Here is a 20607-nt window from a genome sequence, read left to right as displayed (position 1 = left end):
CTACCGGGTGATGTTCAATCCTGCCAGCATTTCCTTCACCGCCGCCATCGCCGCTGCCAGCTTGTCCGCGTCGCGCGAGCGCACCACCAGATTGGTGTTCGGCTTCTGATCTTCGTCCATGAACGGATAGCTGCCGATGATGGTGTCGGGATGGGCGGCGGCGATCGCGCGCAGCGGGCTGCCGATGTCACCTTCGCGCGCATTGGCGCGGACCGATTCGGAGAGCATACGCACGCCCGACTTCAGCTTGGGCGAGACGATGTCCATCATCGCCTGCATGATCGAGGGCACGCCGGCCATCACGATGACGTTGCCGATCTTGAAGCCGGGGGCGAGGATGGTCGCGCTCTGGATCAGCTCGGCGCCATCGGGGATGCGGGCCATGCGCAGGCGGGCCTCGTTGAGGTCCTGCTCGCTCCAGCGCTCGCGGAAGCGGGCGACGACCTCCGGATGGTGGTCGATGCCGACGCCGAACGCCTTGGCGACGCTGTCGGCGGTGATGTCGTCATGGGTTGGCCCGATGCCGCCGGTGGTGAAGACATAGGCGTAGCGATGCCGCAGTGCATCCAACGCCGCGATGATGTCGTCCTCGTCGTCGGAGACGACCCGGACTTCCTTCAGGTCGATGCCGATATTGGTCAGGTATTCGGCGATGAAGCCGATATTCTTGTCCTTGGTGCGGCCGGACAGGATTTCATCCCCGATGACCAGAATGCCCGCCGTGACGATGTCGCTCATACCTTAAGTCCCTCACCTGTCGGCCCGACTTTGCCGAGGTAACGCGTTGAAGTCACGCGGTTTTGCTGCCGAAATAAGCAGTCCTCAGCCATTTTTTGAGGCACCCTCCCGGCTGTCCCCGGCAAATGCCACAACTCCATGCTTATCGCGCTGGCCCAGCCCTTGCTACCTCCTCAGAGTCATGCACTCTTGCCGCATGGCCAGGACGTTGCGGTCTTCACCAAGGCCTAGCGACCTGTCGAATGGCGCAACGCCTTGCGGAGACAAGTCGGGATCTATGGCAGTCGCGTTTGATGAAATGAACATTCCCGGCGGGGACCTTCGCCCCGCCTATCAGGAGCTGGCGCGCTGGCTCAAGGAGACGCCTCCCGAGGCGCTCGAATATCGCCGCCAGGAGGCCGAGCTCCTGTTCCGCCGCATCGGCATCACCTTTGCCGTCTATGGCGATTCCGAATCCACCGAGCGCCTGATCCCCTTCGACGTGATCCCGCGAATCATGTCCGGCAAGGAATGGGCGTTGCTGGAGAAGGGCCTGAAGCAGCGCGTGCGCGCGCTCAACATGTTCCTGCGCGACATCTATCACGGCCGCGACATCCTGCGCGCCGAGGTCGTGCCCGACGACCTGATCTTCCAGAACCCGGTGTTCCGCCCCGAGATGAACGGCCAGCAGGTGCCGCACGACGTCTACGTGCACATCGCCGGCATCGACATCGTCCGGATCGATGCCGAGGACTTCATCGTGCTGGAGGACAATGCCCGTACGCCGTCGGGTGTGTCCTACATGCTGGAAAACCGCGAGATCATGATGCGGTTGTTTCCGGACCTGTTCGCCCGCCACAGGGTGGCTCCGGTCGAACGCTATCCGGACGAACTGCTCTCCGCGCTGCGTTCGGTGGCGCCGCAAGGCGCCTCCGGCGAGCCGACCGTCGCCCTGCTCACGCCCGGCGTCTACAATTCGGCCTACTACGAGCACTCCTTCCTTGCCGACAAGCTCGGCATCGAACTGGTCGAAGGCCGCGATCTCATCGTCAAGAACAACGAAGTGTTCATGCGGACGACCGAGGGAGTGAAGCGGATCGACGTGATCTATCGCCGCGTCGACGACGATTTCATCGACCCCCTCACCTTCCGTCCCGACTCCGTGCTCGGCGTGCCCGGGCTGATGTCGGCCTATGCGGCCGGCAACATCACGCTCGCCAATGCGGTCGGCACCGGCATCGCCGACGACAAGGCGATCTACTCCTACATGCCGGACATCGTGAAATTCTATCTCGGCGAGGAGCCGATCCTGAAGAACGTGCCGACGTGGCGTTGCCGCGAGCCGAAGGACCTTGCCTATGTGCTCGACAATCTCGGCGAGCTCGTCGTGAAGGAGGTCCACGGCTCCGGCGGCTACGGCATGCTGATCGGCCCCGCCGCGACGAAAGCGACGATCGAGGCCTTCCGCGAAAAGCTCAAGCGCGAGCCGGAAGGTTTTATCGCGCAGCCGACGCTGGCGCTCTCGACCTGCCCGACCTGTACGGCAAGCGGCCTCGCGCCACGCCACGTTGACCTGCGCCCCTTCGTGCTCACCGGCAGCAAGAGCACCACGATCGTGCCCGGAGGGCTGACACGGGTCGCGCTCAAGGAAGGCTCCCTGGTGGTGAATTCGAGCCAGGGCGGCGGCACCAAAGACACCTGGATCCTGGACGAGTAGTCAGATGCTGTCGCGTACCGCCGAAAACCTCTACTGGCTCGCCCGCTATGTCGAACGGGCCGAATATCTCGCGCGCACCATCGATGCGACGCTGCGCGTCACCGCGCTTCCCGCCGCCTATATCGGCAAGACCAATGAATGGGACTCGGCGCTTCTCACCGCCGGCGTCGCCGCGAGCTTCTATCAGCAATACGAAGTCGCCAACGAGCACAACGTCGTCGACTACCTCTCGTTCTCGGCAAGCAATCCATCATCGATCAGGAACTGCATCGAGGCGGCGCGGCTGAACTCGCGCTCGGTGCGCACCGCGCTCACCAGCGAGATGTGGGACACCATCAACTCGGCCTGGATCGAACTCCAGGAGGTCTGGAGCAAGGGCACCTCCACGCGCGAGGATCTCGCCAAATTCCTGCGCTTCGTGCAGGAGACTTCGCTGCGCTTCGACGGCTCGGCCTACCGGACCATGCTGCGCAACGACGCCTACTGGTTCTCGCGGATGGGCGTGCATCTGGAGCGCGCCGACAACACCGCGCGCATCCTCGACGTGAAGTACCATGTGCTGCTGCCCGAGGAGGAGCATGTCGGCGGCCCGCTCGACTTCTATCAGTGGAGCTCGATCCTGCGCTCGGTCTCGGCGCTGACAGCCTATCACTGGGTCTATCGCGAGACGCTGAAGCCGTGGCTGATTGCGGACCTGCTCATCCTCAACGACACGCTGCCGCGCTCACTGGCAAGCTGCTACGGCAATCTCGTGCGCAACCTCGACCAGATCGGCGTCGCCTACGGCCGCCAGGGCCCCGCCCAGCGCCATGCCCGCGGCATCCGCAACCGGCTGGAACACAGCAATATGAACGACATTTTCCAGCACGGCGTGCATGAATTCATTCAGGAATTCATCACGGACAATTCCAGGCTGGGCGAAATCATCACGAAGCAGTATTTGATCTGATGTCCCCCGGCTGACGAAAACGGGATATCGTCATGGCCGGGCTTGTCCCGGCCATCCACGTTCTTGCTTTTGCGCGGCGAGGAAGATCGTGGATGGCCGGGACAAGCCCGGGCATGACGAGCTTCTTCGCAATAGGCAGCGGGTCTAACCACTAACTTCACGGTCCACCATGCGCCTGCGAATCCTGCACACCACGACCTATCGCTACGAGCCGCCGGCCACCAGCGTGATCCAGATCCTGCGCATGACGCCCGGCAGCCATGACGGGCAGTATGTGGCGGAGTGGCAGATCGACGTCTCGACTGACACCAAGCTCGACACCCATGAGGATGCCTTCGGCAACGTCACCCATGTGCTGTCCTGCGGACCCGTCGGCGACATCAAGATCACCGCCGAGGGCCTGATCGAGACCCACGACACCGGCGGCGTGCTGCGCGGCGCCGACGAGCGCTTTCCGGCCGGCATGTTCTTGCGCGCCACCGACCTCACCACCGTCAATCCGGCGATGACGGCGGTCGCGCGGCAGTTGCGCAGCGAGGCCGAGAGAGACACGCTCGGCTTCCTGCACACGCTGATGACGCAAATCAGCGATCACATGACCTTCGACGAGGATCCGACCAACAGCGGCACCTCGGCGGCCGAAGCGTTCACGCTCAAGCGCGGCGTCTGCCAGGACTACGCGCATATCTTCATCGCCTGCGCCCGCAGCGGCGGCGTGCCGGCGCGCTTCGTCTCCGGCCATTTCCTGCGCTCGGACGGCACGGTGCACCAGGATGCCGGCCATGCCTGGGCGGAAGCTTACGTCGACGGTCTCGGCTGGGTCGGCTTCGATCCCGCCAACTGCATCTGCACCACCGACGCCCATGTCCGCGTTGCGATCGGGCTCGACTATCTCGGCGCAGCCCCCGTGCGCGGCACCCGCTATGGCGGCGGTGCGGAGACGCTGACGGTGGCCGTGAAGGTCGAGCAGGCCGGCCGCGGCGGGCAATCGCAGTCGCAGTCACAGCGGCAAAGCTAGGCGCTGCGGTATCTCGTCACGAGGCATCTGCGGCGCAATCACGTCGCAGCGTTACAGCTGTAATCGACGACGGCCCGCGCTGAAACCGTCCCGTAGCGCCATCTCTTCAACCTCCGTTGTGATCCGTTTCCGCAACAGAGGTTGAGACAGATGCGGCTTCACGAAAAGAACAAGAAGCATTCCGTGCCCCTGCGCGATCCCCACCAAGACATGCTTGCGGGGATCCGGGAGTTGGCTCCCGAGATCAAGGCCCGCGCCGCGGAGATCGAAGCCGCACGCCGCGTCCCGTCCGACCTCGTGGAACGGCTGCGGTCGATCGGGCTCTTCCGGATGTTCGTTCCGCGCAGCCAAGGCGGGCTGGAGCTGGATTTTCCGGCCGGACTGGAGGTTATCAAGGCACTGACCCAGCTCGACGGCTCGATCGGCTGGATCTCGATTGTCGGCGGAGTCGGCAGCCTTTTCGCCGCCGCAGCACACCCTGAACTGTACCAGCAAATTTATAAGGACGGTCCGGACGTGGCGATCTGCGGCTCATCCCAACCGGGTGGAACGGCAGAGCGCGTGGCCGACGGCTATCGCGTCAAGGGCCGCTGGCCGTTCGCCAGCAGTTGCACCCACGCCGACTGGATCGGCGGGTTCTGCATCGTCACCGAAAATGGCAAGCCGGTCCCCGGCCCGCAAGGCAAGCCGCAGGTTCGCGTCGCTGTGCTGCCGGCGCGTGACTGGGAGATCGAGGACACCTGGCACGCGGCAGGGCTGAAGGGCACCGGCAGCCATCACATCACGCTACGGGAGACGCTGGTTCCCGAGACCCATGTCTTCGATGTCGAAGCTCCCCCTCGCATGTCGGGTCCGCTCTATCAGGCGTTGCGGCAATGGTTGCCATTGGTGCACGGCGCATTCTCGGTGGGTCTCGCCGAAGGCACTGTCGACGACTTGCTTGCGCTGGCCCATACCGGGAGGCAGCAATTGTATGCGGCCGTCCCGATGCGGGAGTCCGAGACCTTCCAGTACGAGCTCGGCCGGATTTCCGCCGACCTCCGGGCTGCGCAGGCCTTGCTCGAGGTGCAGATCGCCAGCCACTGGCGCCGCGCGATCGCCGGCACCCTGAGAGACGAAGACCTCATGATCGAGGGCGCCCGATCCGCGGTCTGGCTCGCCACGACCTGCGTCGGCATCGCGGATGCCTGTTTTGCGCTGGCCGGAAGCAGCGCGGTCTACGACAGCTCGCCGCTGCAGCGGCGCCTGCGCGACGTTCACGTCGGGGCGCAGCACGCCCATGCGCAGCAGCGGCAATATGTCGACGTCGGCAAGCTGGCCTTGCGCCGCTCGGCCGGGCATGCCGGCTGAGCGCTCGAGCCGTGCTACACTCGCGGGATCAGACCTGACCCCGCGAGGTACCCCATGGCGACCGTAAAGCTGCTTTCGGACGATGAACTCTCCGCCGAGGCGCGCGCCGTTTTCGACGATATCCGCAAGGTGCGGAAGTCGGACTTCGTCAACAATTTCTGGCGCGCGCTGGCGCATGATCCGAAGACGCTGCGGCGGACCTGGGAGAGCATCAAGGAGGTGATGGCACCCGGCGCGCTCGATCCCAAGATCAAGGAAATGCTCTATGTCGCGGTCTCGATCGCGCATGGCTGCAGCTACTGCATCCATTCGCACACCGCGGGCGCACGGGCCAAGGGCATGACCGAGGCCGAATATGGCGAGATGCTCGCCATCGTCGGCATGGCCGCGGAGACCAACCGGCTGGTCACGGCGCTCGGCGTCCCCGTCGACGAGGCGTTTCTCGTCGATGCCGCTGAATGAGCGGCAGAGACAACCGTTTCGCCGGAGAATGACGACCTCCCCCGGGGAATCGGGGGTTTCATGCCTCCCCGAAATTGGCTAGTAATTCCGCGCAAACGCGTTCGGGGACGGGAAATGACCTATTGTTGCGGAATCCTGGTTCGGGACGGTCTGGTGATGATCGCCGACACCCGAACCAATGCCGGGCTCGACAATGTCTCGACCTTCCGCAAGCTCCACATCTTCTCCAAACCCGGCGACCGCATCATGGCGATCGCCAGCGCCGGTAACCTCGCCATCAGCCAGTCGGTGCTGTCGACACTGACCGAAGGCCTGGAGGACCCCACCACGGGCGAGATCGAGACGCTGATGAACGCGCCGACCATGTTCCAGGCCGCCCAGCGCATCGGCCGGGCGATCCGGGCGGTGCACGCGACCGAAGGACCGGCGCTGAGATCCGAAGACGTCTCCTTCGACGTCTCCTTCCTGTTCGGAGGCCAGATCAAGGGCGCGCGCATGCGCCTGTTCATGGTCTACACCGCCGGCAATTTCATCGAGTGCACCACGGACACGCCCTACCTGCAGATCGGCGAGCACAAATACGGCAAGCCGGTGCTCGACCGCGCCATGCATTACGACGTCGAGCTCTACGAGGCGCTGAAGACCAGCCTGATCTCGATGGACTCGACCATGCGCTCCAATCTCGGCGTTGGGCTGCCGATCGACGTGCTGGTGGTGCGTGCAGACGCCTGTGATGCCGATCTCAACCACCGCATCGAGGCGGGCGAGCCCTATTTCCACGACCTGCGCTCGCGCTGGTCGGCGGCCTTGCGCGCGGCGCATCAGAACATTCCGCGGCCGCCCTACAAGAACGAAAAAGAACCAAAAACCTGACAGCCAACTTGAAGAGAGAAAAGGCAGGAAACGATGAGTGAAGCAAACAAGATCGCAGTGGTGACGGGCGCGGGCACTGGTGTCGGGCGCGCGGCGTCGCTGGCGTTGATGAACATCGGCTTCACCGTGGTGCTGGTCGGGCGCCGGCTCGACATGCTCGAGGAGACCGCGAAGCTCGGCCCCGCGGGCAAGAGCCTGTGCGTCACCGCGGACATGACCAAGCCGGACTCCATTGCCGCGCTGTTCGACAAGGTGAAGGCGACCTACGGCCGGCTCGACGTGCTGTTCAACAATGCCGGCATGGGCGCGCCGGCGGTGAACTTCGAGGATCTCAGCCTCGAGCAGTGGCAGGCGGTGGTGAACACCAACCTCACCGGCCCGTTCCTGTGCACCCAGCACGCCTTCCGCATCATGAAGGACCAGAGCCCGCGCGGCGGCCGCATCATCAACAACGGCTCGATCTCGGCGCACGCGCCGCGTCCGTTCTCGGCGGCCTATACCTCGACCAAGCACGCCATCACGGGCCTCACCAAGGCCTCCAACCTCGACGGCCGCATGTACGACATCGCGGTCGGCCAGGTCGACATCGGCAATGCCGCGACGCCCATGACCGATCGCATGGTCAACGGCCCCGGCGTGCTGCAGCCCGACGGCACCACCAAGCACGAGCCGCGCATGGACGCCAAGGCGGTCGGCGACGCCGTCGCCTACATGGCCGGCCTGCCGCTCGATGCCAACGTGCTGACCATGACGGTCATGGCGACCAAGATGCCGTTTGTCGGACGGGGCTGAACTAAAAAAGTGAAAAACAACCCCATGCACAGTAGGCGGCGTGGGGTTGCGACTTGCCTTTGGCAAACGCGGTGACGTCGGCTAAATCCCCGCGCTGCCTCCACAATCGTCATTGCGAGCGCAGCGAAGCAATCCAGGGTGTTTCCGCGGAGAGATTCTGGATTGCTTCGTCGCTTTGCTCCTCGCAACGACGGATGATAGAGCGGAGCCCTACTCCAAGCTCTCCACCTGCCGCAGCGCCGGAAACAGCTTCATCCACAGCAGCGCGACCGCGACGGTGCAGACGCCGCCGAGCACGGCCGCAGGCATCGCGCCGAGCAGCGCGGCTGCGACGCCGCTCTCGAACTGGCCGAGCTGGTTGGAGGCGTTGATGAAGAGGAAGTTCACCGCGCCGACCCGGCCGCGCATCTCGTCGGGGGTTGAGAGCTGCACCAGCGAGAAGCGGATCACGACGCTGATCGTGTCGGCGGCGCCCAGAACCGCGAGCGACAACACCGACAGCCACATCCACGACGACAGCGCGAACACGACCGTGGCGACGCCGAACACGATCACAGCCTGGAACATGCGCAGGCCCACATGCCGCGAGATGGCGTGACGCGCGAGCACCATGGTCATCAGCAGCGCACCGACCGCGGGCGCGGCGCGCAAGATCCCGAGCCCCATCGGGCCGGTCTGGAGGATGTCGCGGGCATAGATCGGCAACAGCGCGGTGACGCCGCCGAACAGCACGGCAAACAGATCGAGCGAGATGGTGCCGAGGATCGCCGGATTGCTGCGGATGAAGCGGACGCCGGCGAAGATGTTGTCGGCGTCCGTCCCCTCCTTGGAGACCGCCTGCGGGCGCGGCCGGATGAAGCCAGTCAAAATCATCCCGAGAATCCAGAACAGCAGCATCACGGCAAAGGCAAGATGCGGCGCGACCGCATAGGCAAAGCCGCCGAGCGCCGGACCCGTGATGGTCGCGACCTGCCCCGCGCCGCTCGCGACTGCGGTTGCGCGCTGGAGCGATCCCTGCGGCGCGATCAGCGGCAAGAGAGCCGCGGTGGTCGGGCTCTCGAAGGCGCCGGCAATGCCGAGCACGAAGGTCGCGATGAAGATCTGCACCTCGCTGACCAGGCCGAGATAGGTGATGATTGCGAGATAGAGCGCGGTGGCGGCTTCCACGAGCTGGCAGAGCTGGACCACGCGCTTGCGCTCGAAACGGTCGGCGGCGTGGCCGGCGACGAACACCAGAAGCGCGGTGGGCAGGAACTGCACGAGGCCGACCATGCCGAGATCGAAGGCCGAGCCGGTGAGATCATAGATCTGCCAGCCGATCGCGACCGCCGCGATCTGGCTGGAAAAGCGCGACAGGCTGCGCGAGAGCAGGAAGAACAGGAAAGCGCGGTGGGCGAGGAGCGCGCGGGCACTGACCGGCGGACTGGCTGATATTGGCTGCTCTGGCATCGCCTCTTGGGTCACCCTGGACCGTCCGCCCCCTGATGTCGACGTGCCCTCGCGTGACTGAGGCGCACCTGCTTGTCAACAGCGGGAGGTTCAGGTCATCTCCCGGCATTGCGTTTGCAACGCGGGCGCGACCATAATCATTGGGGGTTTTGGGGACACCATGCTGCGCTTGCAGTCGGCACTCGGCATTTTCGCATTGCTGTTGATCGCTTTCGCGTTGGCGGAGAATCGCCGCGCCGTATCGCTGCGGCAGGCGGCGATTGGCCTCATCGCGACCTTCGTCACCGCGGCTGTCCTCCTGAAAGTGCCCGTCGTCGCACGGGCTTTTGGGGCGATCAACGACGCTGTCGGCGCGATCTCCGCGGCCTCGCGCGCCGGCTCCTCCTTCGTGTTCGGCTATGTCGGGGGCGGTCCCCTGCCCTTCGACGCGAAGGTGCCGGGCGCCGATTTCATCCTGGCGTTCCAGGCGCTGCCGATCGTGCTGGTCATGAGCGTGCTGACGACGCTCTTGTTCTATTGGCGCGTGCTGCCGCCGGTCGTGCGTGGCATGGCCTGGCTGCTGGAGCGGACGCTGGGCGTCGGCGGCGCGGTCGGGCTCTCGACCGCGGCCAACATCTTCCTCGGCATGGTCGAGGCACCGCTGTTCGTGCGGCCGTATCTGGCGCAGATGACGCGCAGCGAATTGTTCCTGGTGATGACCGGCGGCATGGCCGGCATCGCCGGCACGGTGCTGGTGCTCTACGCGACGCTGCTGGCGCCGCTCATTCCCGATGCCGCCGCCCATTTCGTCATCGCCTCGGTGCTGGGCGCGCCGGCCGCGATCCTCGTCAGCCTGATCATGGTGCCGGAGACTTCCGACAAGCGCACCGGCGGCGCGCTGGAGGATCCTGAGATGGACGTCTCCGGCCCGATGGATGCGATCGTGAAGGGGACGAGCGCGGGGATCGAACTGCTGATCAACATCGTCGCCATGCTGCTGGTGCTGGTGGCGCTGGTCTATCTCGTCAACGCCATCCTCGGCCTGCTGCCCAATATCGGCGGCGCCGCGATCTCGCTGCAACGGCTGCTCGGCCTCGTGATGGCGCCGGTGTGCTGGCTGATGGGATTGCCCTGGGACCAGGCGGTGACCGCCGGCAGCCTGATGGGCACCAAGACCGTGCTCAACGAGCTGATCGCCTATGTCGACTTCTCGAAGCTGCCGCCCGATACGCTCGATCCGCGCTCGCGCTTGATCATGCTCTACGCAATGTGCGGCTTCGCCAATTTCGCCAGCCTCGGCATCATGATCGGCGGCTTAGGTGTGATGGCGCCGGGGCGGCGCGAGGAGATCAACGCGCTCGGGCTGAAATCGATCGTGTCGGGAACGCTGACGACGTGTTTGATGGGCGCGGTGGTGGGGGTGTTGAGTTAGGCTCTCTCCACCCGTCATTGCGAGCGAAGCGAAGCAATCCAGAATCTTTCCGCGGAGATAGTCTGGATTGCTTCGTCGCAAGGGCTCCTCGCAATGACGAGCGGAGAGACGTGCGCGCCCTTCCCGACTGCGTCTACGCCTTCAACTCCACCGTCCTGAACTCCGCCGGCAGGATCACCTCCAGCAGCTCCACGTCATCCGAATAATCCAGGATCATGTGCTTGATCTTCGGCGGCTGGGTCCAGGCGCTGCCTTCCTTCATCAAGGTCTCGCCCTGGCCGTCCATGTAGGTCTTCACCCAGCCCTTGAGCACGTAGACCATCTGGAATTCGACGTCGTGGAAGTGCAGCTTCGACACCTCGTTCGGATCGCAGGGTCCTTGCAGGCGGATCACGTGGGCTTGCGCGAGGCCGTGGCTGGCTTCGGCGATGCCGAGGTCGCGATACTTTGCGTAGGCGCGCAGGCCGTCGGCCTTGAAGTCTTCCTCGCGGTGATGGCTGATGGCGATGCGCTGCTTGGGACGGGCGGGCTTTTTCGGAGCGGCCTTCGCCGGTGTCGTGCGCGCCTTCGCCTTCACCGCCTTGCGCGCCGAGGATCGTGCCACGGCCTTGGCTCCGCTCCGCTTCTTCACCGCGGCCTGGGTTGCGCTGCGCGATTTTGTTTTCTTGGCCATGGGCCGCCTCCCTGTTGTTATGGGCGGAGGCTAGCACAGAACGAGATATCGTAGGGCGGGCAAAGCGAAAGCGTGCCCACCATTGCCAGATGCAATCGCGGAGAGATGGTGGGCACGGCGCGAGCGCGCCTTTGCCCACTCTACGATGCCGGCGCGCTGTTCAATGCAGCCGGAACACGCCATCCACGGCGCGCAGCTCGGCCGGCTTGATCAGCTTGGAATGCGCGACGGTCACCGAATGGAGCGGACCGTCGAGCTTCTCCTGCCAGAACGCCAGGAAATCCTTCAGCGCCGGAAATTTCGGAAACATGTCGTAGTTCTGCCAGACGTAGGTCTGGAGAAGCGAGGGATGATCGGGCATCCGATAGAGAATTTGCGCCGTCGTCAGCCCGTAACCCAAAAGCTGTTTCCGGAAATCTTCGGAAACGCCCCCACTCCGCAAGCCCATGCCAACCTCCTTTGCAGGAGCGCATTCAAAGGGCGGCTTGGTCGGTGTGCGCCTTACGAGCCACCCGGTACTGATGCGCTCACATGAGAGAAATGTGACGCAAACTGACAATCCATCTCAAGCCCAAAAGTTTAACAAGCTGTTGAAATTCAATGCTTTAGCAGCAGAGACGGCTCCGTGCTAATACGGTCACCGAGCGGGTTAACGATGGTAAAGAGATTCTGGCACCCGGGCCTTCAGAGTGCCGAATTTTCTGCTAGAAGCCCTTGCCCCCGCAAAATTCCTGTCCTATTTCAGCTTCGCCTGTGCTAGCACTCGCGGGCACAGACTGCTAACGCCAAAAAATTCCCATACCGTGCAACTACTTAGGAGGACTGCATGAAATTCCGTCCGCTTCACGACCGCGTCGTGGTCAAGCGTATCGACGCAGAAGAGAAGACCGCCGGCGGCATCATCATTCCCGACACTGCCAAGGAAAAGCCCTCGCAGGGCGAAGTCGTCGCCGTCGGCCCCGGTGGCCGCGACGAAGCTGGCAAGCTGATCCCGATCGACCTGAAGGTCGGCGACCGCGTGCTGTTCGGCAAGTGGTCCGGCACCGAGGTCAAGATCGACAACGTCGACCTGCTGATCATGAAGGAAAGCGACATCATGGGCGTCCTCGACGTCCCCGCTTCCAAGAAGAAGGCGGCCTAAGAGCCCCCTCTCCCCACCAGCTAAACACCTAAGGAAAAATCCAGATGTCAGCTAAAGAAGTCAAATTCGGCGTCGATGCACGCGACAAGATGCTGCGTGGCGTCGACATCCTCGCCAACGCCGTCAAGGTGACGCTCGGCCCCAAGGGCCGCAACGTCGTCCTCGACAAGTCGTTCGGCGCTCCCCGCATCACCAAGGACGGCGTCACCGTCGCCAAGGAGATCGAGCTCGACGACAAGTTCGAGAACATGGGCGCGCAGATGGTGCGCGAAGTCGCCTCCAAGTCGGCTGACGCGGCCGGCGACGGCACCACCACCGCAACCGTGCTCGCGGCTGCGATCGTTCGTGAAGGCGCAAAGTCGGTTGCCGCCGGCATGAACCCGATGGACCTGAAGCGTGGTATCGACCTGGCCGTGGAAGCCGTGGTCGCCGACCTCGTCAAGAACTCCAAGAAGGTCACCTCGAACGACGAGATCGCCCAGGTCGGCACCATCTCGGCGAACGGCGATGCCGAAATCGGCAAGTTCCTCTCCGACGCCATGAAGAAGGTCGGCAACGAGGGTGTCATCACCGTCGAGGAAGCCAAGTCGCTCGAGACCGAGCTCGACGTCGTCGAGGGCATGCAGTTCGACCGCGGCTACATCTCGCCCTACTTCGTCACCAACGCCGACAAGATGCGCGTTGAGATGGACGACGCCTACATCCTCATCAACGAGAAGAAACTCTCCTCGCTGAACGAGCTGCTGCCGCTGCTCGAGGCCGTGGTGCAGACCGGCAAGCCGCTGGTCATCGTCGCCGAGGACGTCGAGGGCGAAGCGCTCGCGACCCTCGTCGTCAACCGTCTGCGCGGTGGTCTGAAGGTCGCGGCCGTCAAGGCTCCGGGCTTCGGCGATCGCCGCAAGGCCATGCTGCAGGACATCGCGATCCTGACCGGCGGCCAGGCGATCTCGGAAGATCTCGGCATCAAGCTCGAGAACGTCACGCTCAACATGCTCGGTCGCGCCAAGAAGGTGATGATCGACAAGGAGAACACAACGATCGTCAACGGCGCCGGCAAGAAGGCCGACATCGAGGCGCGCGTGGCCCAGATCAAGGCGCAGATCGAGGAGACCACCTCGGACTACGACCGTGAGAAGCTCCAGGAGCGTCTCGCCAAGCTCGCAGGCGGCGTCGCGGTGATCCGCGTCGGCGGCGCGACCGAGGTCGAGGTGAAGGAGCGCAAGGATCGCGTTGATGACGCGATGCATGCGACCCGCGCGGCGGTCGAGGAAGGCATCGTCCCGGGCGGCGGCGTCGCCCTGCTCCGTGCCTCCGAGCAGCTCAAGGGTCTGCGCACCAAGAACGACGACCAGAAGACCGGCGTCGAGATCGTGCGCAAGGCGCTGTCGGCTCCCGCTCGCCAGATCGCGATCAACGCCGGTGAAGACGGTTCGGTGATCGTCGGCAAGATCCTGGAGAACAAGACCTACGCTTACGGCTTCGACTCCCAGACCGGCGAGTACGTCAACCTGGTCACCAAGGGCATCATCGACCCGACCAAGGTGGTCCGTACCGCGATCCAGAACGCAGCCTCGGTTGCCGCGCTCCTGATCACCACGGAAGCCATGGTCGCCGAGCTGCCCAAGAAGGGCGGCGCCGGTCCGGCGATGCCCCCGGGCGGCGGAATGGGCGGCATGGACTTCTGATCCAGCCGTTCAGATACGATACGGAATGCGAAACCCCGGCAGCGATGCCGGGGTTTTTGTTTTGGGGCGGCGCCCCGATGCAACGCCTTGTGGCGACCTGCGAGCGCACCTACAATTCAAAGGTGTATCCTTCGGATCACTAATGCTGCAGGATCCCGTGGAGCCCTGACGAGAATTGCAATGCCGCACCGCAAGATACGTCCGCTGCTGGCAGCCCTTGTCATCATCTCCGCTGCGGGCCTTTCCGCGCCGACGCCCGTAGACGCGGCGGACAACAATGACGCGATTGGGAAGATGGAAGGGACATGGCCGGATTGGCTTCCGCGAGCCGAGCAATGCCCCGCTGACTCCATGCCGGCGAACGCGGGCGCACCTGCTTTTTCGATCGAAGGATGCTCGGCTGCGGCGGAGCAGTGCCTTGATCGCTGTCGGGCGGGCAACGCGAGCGACTGCTACGCAGCCGCACTCGTCGTCCAGCGGATGATCAAGACCGGGCCGCTCTCCGATGCGCTGTTTCTGAGGGCCTGCAAGCTCGGCGTTGCTTCAGGCTGTACGAACGTTGCCGCCAGCATGGAAGACAGCGGCGACTATGCCTGTCCCAATCGGACGTATGAACTGGCATGCGGCCGAGACGATCCCTGGGCATGCACGATGATGGGATTTCACTTGATCAAAGGTATCGGCGTCGAAAAGAACAACGCCCGGGCGCGGCGTTTCTTGGCGAAATCCTGCCGCTTTGGCGACACGGACGAAGCCTGCGCAAACGCGAAGGCCTTTCTGAAAGAGATTGGCGACTGAAGGGCTCGGCCCGACGACCTTCGGAAAACGAACCTTGCGGACGAATGAATTCCGGGCTCAGCGCTACGCGCCCCCCCGGAATGACGGCGGCGCCCCTCACCACACCTTCCCCAGCCGCTCCATGTGCGGCTCGCCGTCTTCGTCGAGCGACCAGATGATCCGCGTCACCCGCCCGACGAGGTTGTCCATCGGGATGAAACCCATCGTTGCCATCACGCGGCTGTCGCTCGAGTTGTCGCGGTTGTCGCCCAGCACGAAGAAATGGCCGGGCGGCACGGTGTAGACATTGGTGTTGTCGTAGTAGCCGTTCTCGACGCAGTCGTAGGTGATGTAGGAATTGCCATTGGGCAGCGTCTCGCGCCAGCGCTTGACCTTGACGCTGCCATCCAGATCCGCAGGCGGTGCCGGCGAGCCCGTTTGCGAGCGCGACGCGCGTCACCGGTCTGTCATTGAGGACAAGCTGTCCCTGCCGCATCTGGATGCGGTCGCCGGGCAGCCCGACCACGCGCTTGACGTAGTCGACCGAGGTGTCCTTTGGCGCGCGAAACACGACTACGTCACCGTGCTCGGGCTCGGCCGCAAAGACACGGCCCGAGATCCAGGACGGTGCGAAAGGAAAGGAATAGCGGCCGTAGCCATAGGCGTATTTGGCGGCGAAGACGTAGTCGCCGACGACCAGCGTCGGGGTCATCGAGCCGGAAGGAATGTTGAACGGCTGATACAGGAAGAAGCGAAACAGGAACGGCGGCGACCACAGCACCGGGATCAACAGGATCAGGACGACGATCGCTTTCCATTCCCGCGGCCGGGCCGTAGGGCGGATCGTTTGCTGAAGAGTGGTCATTCGCTTGCCATGATCGAGATTGTGGTCGTCACCGTGAGATTACGCAACCTTCGCGCGCGTGCAATACCCACTCATGGTTTTGGTCGCACGGGCGCGCGCACGCGTTCATCGCAAGCGTCGACAATGGAGATGTGAAGGGCCGCCCGTGGGCGGCCCTTCTGCTTCATGCGCTCTCGGGCGCCTTCAGGCGCACGAGCCGGGTCAGGAGGGCATCGAGGCCCTCGCCGTTGCCGGCATGGAGGTCGATGCGGCCGACCTTCTCGACCAGCCGCTCCAGCGACTCCAGCTCCTTGAGCCGCAGCAGCAGGGGGTTCTCCTCCATCAGGCGGGCGGTGTTCAGGAGTGAACGCGTCGCCGCGGTCTCCTCCTGCCGGCGGATCAGGTTCGCCTTCGCGACCCGCTCCGCCTCCACCACCTTGTTCACCAGCTCCCGGATCTCGCCGGGCAGGATCACGTCCTTGACGCCGAGCTCGGTCACCTCCATGCCGGACTCCGCGACGCGTGCACGCACATAGTCGCGCAGCTCCGCATCCAGCGCCGCCTTCGCAGACAGCACCTCGTCCAGCGTCCGGCCCGCCACCGCCTCGCGGATCGCGAACTGCACCAGCCGGTACAGCCACGCATCCACGTCGGGCACGGTCGCAACCGTGCGCTCGGGATCGACGATCCTGCGGAACGCCGTCAGCGTCACCCGCAGCGCGATGCGATCCTTGGTCAGCATCTCCTGCGCGGTGATCTCGACCGCCTGGGGCCGCAGGTCGAGGCGCTTCACCTCGATCTTGCGGCCGACGGTCCAGAAGGCGTGCCGGCCGGGCGCAAGCCGCTCCACGAGCCGGCCCTCGACATAGAGCAGGCCCGCCTCGTGGTTCTCGACCACCGCTTCCATCACGACGGTCGAGCGGTTGCGCTCGATCATGGTCAGGTGCCGCGCGCCAACCCGAGGATCGGCGGAAACATCGATGCGCTCGACATCGATGCGGGTCGCGACCTTCCAGTAGACGCGCGCCTGCCAGGGCGTCATCAGATGCACGGGCCGGCCGTCGAGGCTGACGATGGCGATCTCGTCCGCCTTGGTCTCGATCGCCTCGAACAGCTCAGCGGCCAGATCAGGCCGCGCGGCCTTCAGTACCGCGTAGCGATCCGCGGGGAATTCGCTGCGCACCACGTCGAGCACCTCGGCCTTCAGCTCGTGCAGGGGATCGAACAAGCGATGCTTGCCGGGCGCGAGCACGCGCACGAGCTGTCCGTTGCGCGTGAGCAACGCACGCTCGCCATCCTTCACCGTCACGTTCAACATCAGCAAGTGCCAGGTCATGGCACGCCTCCTTCGTTTGCGCCCGGCCGGATGCCGGACAGCAGGTTTCGTTTGCAAAGGACGTGAGGACGCGGACGACGCTTCCCGGGAAATCAGCGGGCCGGGGCTTGAACTTGCATGATGACGGGCGCACGCGCGCGATCGCTCGACGCGTGTCGAGCGGTCATGCGGAGCCACCCGGCATCAGCGCAAGCGGTATCGACCCGCGGCGCAAAGCCGGTCTCACAGTGTCTAGGTTCGGACGGTAAGCCTTTCGGCAAAACGGCCGGACTGCGACTGAAGCGCGCGTCCGGTCCTCGTCAGAGGTATCAGCTTTTCAGGCTGAAACGGAGCGCTGGAGCGGGATTCGAACCCGCGACAGGATGAGTAACAGTCATCTGCTCTACCAAACTGAGCTATCCTTTGTGCAAGAGACCGGAATCGAACCGATGCCTTCGGGTGTTCAGCCCGACGCTCTCCATGAGCTACGTCCTGCGTTTGCCCTTCATTCGGCGGAACACGAAACCGCAGAGCGGCTCGCGCCAGTCGGGATCTCAGAGAGCCCGAACCCATGGCCTAGCGAAGGAGGGCGCTAATAGACGAAGCACGTTCGGGTTGCAAGGGGGTGGTGCGAGATTTTTTTTGGTTTGTCATTCCGGGGCGCGGCGAAGCCGCGAGCCCGGAATCCATAACCACAGGCCCTAATTGGAGATGCCGCTGTAGAGATCATCCCAATTCGGATTCTGTTCATCGATCAATCGCGTCTTCCAATCCCGCCGCCATTTCTTGAGCTCTTTCTCGCGAGCGATTGCGCTTACGGGGTCATCGAAAGTCTCGAACAGAACCAGCTTGTCGATCCCGTATCGCTTGGTGAAACCCGGGACGATCTTGGTCTTGTGCTCGTAGACGCGTCGAACGAGGTCGCTCGTTACACCGATGTACAACGTGCCGTACTTCCTACTTGCCAGGATGTAGACGTAGTAGGCCATTCCTCCAGCCTGTGGTTATGGATTCCGGGCTCGGCGCTTCGCGCCGCCCCGGAATGACGACCGGATGTTAGAATCACGCGAAGACAATCTCAACCAAAAGATGCAACAAGAGATCTTGCTGTCGAATGACTGAAGCGTGACGTCAACCGCGCGACGTTTCCTGAAAACACGCCCTCACCCAGTCGATCGTCACACGCGTCGCGGGATCGCGCTTGAGGTGGTTCTGCACCAGCAGCCAGGCGTCGCGCCGCTTCGGCAGCAGCGTGGCGCGCAGGCGGCGATCGCCGAGCAAGTCCGCGCAAACATACTCCGGCAACACGCCGGCGGCCCGATGCGCGCGGATCAGGTTACGGATGACGCGAACGTTGTCGGTGACGCAGCGCGCGCGGGCTTGCTTCATGCGCAGGAATTGCATCTCGGGAATGGCACCGAGTTCGTCCGGATAGGCGCACAGCACCGGCTCGCCCTCGGTCGCAACAGGCTCGAAATAATAAAGCTTGACGTCGCCGAGCCTGGAGATCGCGAAGTCACCCTTGTCGGGTTTGCGCAGCCGGATGGCGAGATCGGCTTCCCAGCGCGAGAACTTGACGTTCTCGCTCGAGGTGAGGAATTGCAGCGTCAGGCCGGGATTGGCGCGCAGGAAGTCGCTCGCGCGCGGCGACAGCACCTCCTCAGCGAACGTGTTGGTGGAGGCGATGCGCAGGCGTCCCACCGGACCTGCCAGGCTCGCGCCGACGCGACCGATCTCGGCGGCATGTGCGGCCATCGCCTCGACATGCGCCAGCACCGCCTCGCAACTCCGCGTCGGCCTGCGGACGCCGTCGGCCGCCTCGAACAGACGCAAACCGAGTGCACGCTCGATGCGCGACAGCCTGCGCCCGACCGTGGTTTCGTCGATGCGCAGCCGCGCGCTGGCGCCCGCGTAGGTGCCCTCGTCCCTGACGGCAGCGATGATGCGCAGATCGTCCCAGTTCATTGCGTCAGGTTATACCGGCCGGGAGCAGCCTGCAATATCGCAGCCACCCGCTGCAATATCCCTGCATATCGGCAGGCATTCCCGAGGCTATGTTTGTGCAGCCTCTTGCCCCGGAGATTTCCAGACCATGACGACCGCAAAGACCCTGCTGCAGCTCGCCGGTGCCGATCTCAACCCGCCGCGTCTTGGCGACGCCGCGCTGGTGCTGATCGATATCCAGAACGAATATCTCGCGGGTCCCCTCGCTCTGCCCGACGCGGGACCTGCGATCGCGCGGGCGGCTGCGCTCCTGGCACGGGCACGCGAGAGCGGAGCCGCGATCATCCATATCGCCCATCGCGGCAAGGCCGGCAGCCTGTTCGATCGCGGCGCCGACCGCGGCGCCATCGTCGCCGAGCTGAGCCCCCGTGCCGGCGAGCTGGTGATCGAGAAGGAGTTGCCCAATGCATTTGCCGGCACTGATCTGCAGGCGCGCCTTGCCGCAACCGACAGGAAGAACATCGTACTGGCCGGCTTCATGACGCATATGTGCGTCAGCTCCACCGCCCGTGCCGCGCTCGACCTCGGCTTTCGCACGACTGTTGACGCCGATGCCTGCGCCACGCGCGACCTGCCCGACGGCCGCGGCGGCACGCTGGACGCCCGGACCATCCACGAGGTTGCACTCGCCGAGCTATCCGACCGCTTCGCGATCATCGCGCGCGGCGATGCGCTGAAATAACGGAGCAACGCGATGCTGCAGCTCTATTTCTCGCCGATGGCCTGCTCGCTTGCGAGCCGCATCGCGCTGATGGAGGCCGGCCTCGATGCGCGTTATCATCTGGTGCATCTCCGGACCAAGACGGTCGCCGACGACGACGGCGATTTCCGCGGCGTGTCGCCGAAGGCCGCGGTGCCGGTCCTGGTGCTGGAGAACGGCGAACGGCTGACCGAAAGCGCGGCGGTGCTGCAATACATCGCCGATGCGAAGCCGGAGGCGGGCCTGGCGCCCCGGTTCGGCGATCCCGACCGCTACCGCCTGCAGGAATGGCTGAGCTTCATCGGCGCCGAGATCCACAAGGCCTTCCTGTTTCCGACCTTCTGGTACAAGGACGACGGCTCGCTCGCCAAGCCGCGTGCGAGGATCACGCAGACATTGGCGGTGCCATCAGCACATCTCGCCGACCGCGAATTCCTCGTCGGCGACCGTTTCACCGTCGCAGATGCCCACCTCGCCTGGGCCCTGCTGCTGCTCCGTCCCGCGGGCGTCGACATCGCGCAATGGCCAAGCCTGTCGGCCTATCTCGCGCGCATGCAGGGGCGGCCCAGCGTGCGGGAGGCGATTGCGACCGAGATGGAGCTGCGCAAGACGGTGGCGGCAAACCCGGCGTGACAGGATGTCACGGTCGCTAAATCTGACGGGTCCGCAGCGAGGGCATTGATACCGACGCGGCATGCGCTAATCTGGGTGAATATTTTTCGATATTTCC

20 protein-coding genes, 2 tRNA genes and 1 pseudogene are annotated in these 20607 nt (G+C 64.3%); 13 read left to right on the top strand and 10 right to left on the bottom strand.

The window, feature by feature from the left end; all coding sequences use genetic code 11:
- On the bottom strand, positions 1-738 hold the full coding sequence (locus tag AB7G19_RS16060) for a competence/damage-inducible protein A (RefSeq protein WP_166091725.1): 738 nt from the start codon (positions 736-738) through the stop codon (positions 1-3).
- 277 nt (positions 739-1015) lie between these two features.
- Between AB7G19_RS16060 and AB7G19_RS16055 the strand changes: the two genes are divergently transcribed.
- From AB7G19_RS16055 to AB7G19_RS16025, 7 genes are all read left to right on the top strand, one after another.
- Positions 1016-2434, top strand: a complete 1419-nt coding sequence (locus tag AB7G19_RS16055) for a circularly permuted type 2 ATP-grasp protein (RefSeq protein ID WP_354102221.1) — start codon at positions 1016-1018, stop codon at positions 2432-2434.
- 4 nt (positions 2435-2438) lie between these two features.
- On the top strand, positions 2439-3383 hold the full coding sequence (locus tag AB7G19_RS16050) for an alpha-E domain-containing protein (protein WP_028150006.1): 945 nt from the start codon (positions 2439-2441) through the stop codon (positions 3381-3383).
- Positions 3384-3552: 169 nt separating this feature from the next.
- Positions 3553-4401: a transglutaminase family protein gene (locus AB7G19_RS16045; protein WP_283016950.1), complete on the top strand. Its 849-nt coding sequence runs from the start codon at positions 3553-3555 to the stop codon at positions 4399-4401.
- Positions 4402-4551: 150 nt separating this feature from the next.
- Positions 4552-5751, top strand: a complete 1200-nt coding sequence (locus AB7G19_RS16040) for an acyl-CoA dehydrogenase family protein (RefSeq protein WP_283016951.1) — start codon at positions 4552-4554, stop codon at positions 5749-5751.
- Between the two features lie 54 nt (positions 5752-5805).
- Positions 5806-6213, top strand: coding sequence for a carboxymuconolactone decarboxylase family protein (locus tag AB7G19_RS16035; protein WP_283016952.1), 408 nt, complete (start codon positions 5806-5808; stop codon positions 6211-6213).
- Positions 6214-6327: 114 nt separating this feature from the next.
- Positions 6328-7086 carry a proteasome-type protease gene (locus tag AB7G19_RS16030; protein WP_283016953.1) on the top strand — a complete coding sequence of 253 codons (759 nt, stop codon included), beginning with the start codon at positions 6328-6330 and terminating at the stop codon, positions 7084-7086.
- 33 nt (positions 7087-7119) lie between these two features.
- Positions 7120-7878: an SDR family oxidoreductase gene (locus AB7G19_RS16025; protein WP_028150002.1), complete on the top strand. Its 759-nt coding sequence runs from the start codon at positions 7120-7122 to the stop codon at positions 7876-7878.
- Positions 7879-8088: 210 nt separating this feature from the next.
- On the opposite strand, the gene AB7G19_RS16020 is transcribed toward AB7G19_RS16025, so the two are convergent.
- Entirely contained in the window at positions 8089-9327 is a 1239-nt protein-coding gene (locus AB7G19_RS16020) for an MFS transporter (protein ID WP_283016954.1), read from the bottom strand.
- Positions 9328-9487: 160 nt separating this feature from the next.
- On the opposite strand from AB7G19_RS16020, the gene AB7G19_RS16015 reads away from it, so the two are divergent.
- Positions 9488-10738 (top strand): NupC/NupG family nucleoside CNT transporter, encoded by a 1251-nt coding sequence (locus tag AB7G19_RS16015; protein ID WP_283016955.1) that lies wholly within the window; start codon positions 9488-9490, stop codon positions 10736-10738.
- 133 nt (positions 10739-10871) lie between these two features.
- Here AB7G19_RS16015 and AB7G19_RS16010 read toward each other — a convergent pair whose 3' ends face one another.
- Together AB7G19_RS16010 and AB7G19_RS16005 are read right to left on the bottom strand one after the other, a co-directional pair.
- A complete protein-coding gene (locus tag AB7G19_RS16010) occupies positions 10872-11411 on the bottom strand; it encodes a cupin domain-containing protein (protein ID WP_283016956.1) in 540 nt (179 codons plus the stop codon).
- A gap of 160 nt (positions 11412-11571) precedes the next feature.
- On the bottom strand, positions 11572-11859 hold the full coding sequence (locus AB7G19_RS16005; RefSeq protein ID WP_014494242.1) for an usg protein: 288 nt from the start codon (positions 11857-11859) through the stop codon (positions 11572-11574).
- Between the two features lie 378 nt (positions 11860-12237).
- Between AB7G19_RS16005 and AB7G19_RS16000 the strand changes: the two genes are divergently transcribed.
- The 3 genes from AB7G19_RS16000 (at position 12238) to AB7G19_RS15990 (ending at position 15035) form a co-directional block, all read left to right on the top strand.
- On the top strand, positions 12238-12552 hold the full coding sequence (locus tag AB7G19_RS16000; protein ID WP_008139213.1) for a co-chaperone GroES: 315 nt from the start codon (positions 12238-12240) through the stop codon (positions 12550-12552).
- Positions 12553-12596: 44 nt separating this feature from the next.
- Positions 12597-14237, top strand: coding sequence for a chaperonin GroEL (groL, locus tag AB7G19_RS15995; protein WP_071912538.1), 1641 nt, complete (start codon positions 12597-12599; stop codon positions 14235-14237).
- 180 nt (positions 14238-14417) lie between these two features.
- Positions 14418-15035, top strand: coding sequence for a hypothetical protein (locus AB7G19_RS15990; protein WP_283016957.1), 618 nt, complete (start codon positions 14418-14420; stop codon positions 15033-15035).
- A 96-nt stretch (positions 15036-15131) separates the two neighbouring features.
- Here the strand turns inward: AB7G19_RS15990 and lepB are convergent.
- The 6 genes and pseudogenes from lepB to AB7G19_RS15960 form a co-directional block, all read right to left on the bottom strand.
- Positions 15132-15879 (bottom strand): annotated as a pseudogene (lepB, locus tag AB7G19_RS15985) (signal peptidase I).
- 163 nt (positions 15880-16042) lie between these two features.
- Positions 16043-17194: a slipin family protein gene (locus tag AB7G19_RS15980; RefSeq protein WP_283016959.1), complete on the bottom strand. Its 1152-nt coding sequence runs from the start codon at positions 17192-17194 to the stop codon at positions 16043-16045.
- Positions 17195-17529: 335 nt separating this feature from the next.
- A tRNA-Asn gene (locus AB7G19_RS15975) sits at positions 17530-17595 on the bottom strand.
- A 4-nt stretch (positions 17596-17599) separates the two neighbouring features.
- Positions 17600-17669, bottom strand: a tRNA-Phe gene (locus AB7G19_RS15970).
- A 205-nt stretch (positions 17670-17874) separates the two neighbouring features.
- Positions 17875-18162: a GIY-YIG nuclease family protein gene (locus tag AB7G19_RS15965; RefSeq protein ID WP_071912533.1), complete on the bottom strand. Its 288-nt coding sequence runs from the start codon at positions 18160-18162 to the stop codon at positions 17875-17877.
- 142 nt (positions 18163-18304) lie between these two features.
- A complete protein-coding gene (locus AB7G19_RS15960) occupies positions 18305-19138 on the bottom strand; it encodes a LysR family transcriptional regulator (protein ID WP_283016960.1) in 834 nt (277 codons plus the stop codon).
- A gap of 127 nt (positions 19139-19265) precedes the next feature.
- On the opposite strand from AB7G19_RS15960, the gene AB7G19_RS15955 reads away from it, so the two are divergent.
- Together AB7G19_RS15955 and AB7G19_RS15950 are read left to right on the top strand one after the other, a co-directional pair.
- Positions 19266-19859 carry a cysteine hydrolase family protein gene (locus AB7G19_RS15955; RefSeq protein WP_283016961.1) on the top strand — a complete coding sequence of 198 codons (594 nt, stop codon included), beginning with the start codon at positions 19266-19268 and terminating at the stop codon, positions 19857-19859.
- A gap of 12 nt (positions 19860-19871) precedes the next feature.
- A complete protein-coding gene (locus AB7G19_RS15950; protein ID WP_283016962.1) occupies positions 19872-20510 on the top strand; it encodes a glutathione binding-like protein in 639 nt (212 codons plus the stop codon).
- Positions 20511-20607: the final 97 nt, after the last annotated feature.

Source organism: Bradyrhizobium sp. 215_C5_N1_1 (assembly GCF_052075935.1).
Lineage (GTDB): Bacteria > Pseudomonadota > Alphaproteobacteria > Rhizobiales > Xanthobacteraceae > Bradyrhizobium > Bradyrhizobium barranii.
The sequence above is the reverse complement of the archived record's forward strand: the minus strand, read 5'-3'. Positions and strand labels throughout refer to the sequence as shown.